At 61.2% G+C, this 487-nt stretch carries 1 protein-coding gene; it reads right to left on the reverse strand.

The window, feature by feature from the left end; all coding sequences use genetic code 11:
* Nucleotides 1–222: hypothetical protein (locus tag J5M71_RS27660; protein ID WP_207838754.1), on the reverse strand; the 222-nt coding region annotated here is incomplete at its 3' end.
* Nucleotides 223–487: the final 265 nt, after the last annotated feature.

Consider the following 487-nt stretch of genomic DNA (forward strand, 5'->3'; position numbering starts at 1 on the left):
TTGCAGGTGATCGCTGACCTGGCCGTCGCTGGCCTGGCCCGGCGGCACCTGACGCAAAACCGTCAGCGCAGGCGTGTAGTGCCCGGCGCGGGCATCGCGCACCATCTCGTCGTAGGGTGTGTCGGCCAACGCCAGCACTGGCCAGAGCAACTGGCTGCACAGGGCGAATCGGAACAAAGGGCGCAAACCACGATGTAATACAGGGCCATCAATACGCGGCATTTGTCAGCATCCTTACATGGCCAGCCGGGTCGCAATGCCCTCCTTGCCCATTCGTAACGGTGGCCGACGATGACAGCCCTCGGCCAAGCTTGGTGAGGCAGTCTGCACGCAAGCGTAGTCGAATTTTCACAACGCAATAATTGTTCAGAATCGGCCTGTCTGTACAAAACCCGTACAGCAAAACGCCCGGCGCCTGTTTACACAGGGGCCGGGCGTCTGGAGGGCGCGCGGTGGGCTTATTGCTCTTGGGTGACGCCGGCAAACT

Source organism: Pseudomonas sp. 43(2021), from assembly GCF_017490805.1.
Classification (GTDB): domain Bacteria; phylum Pseudomonadota; class Gammaproteobacteria; order Pseudomonadales; family Pseudomonadaceae; genus Aquipseudomonas.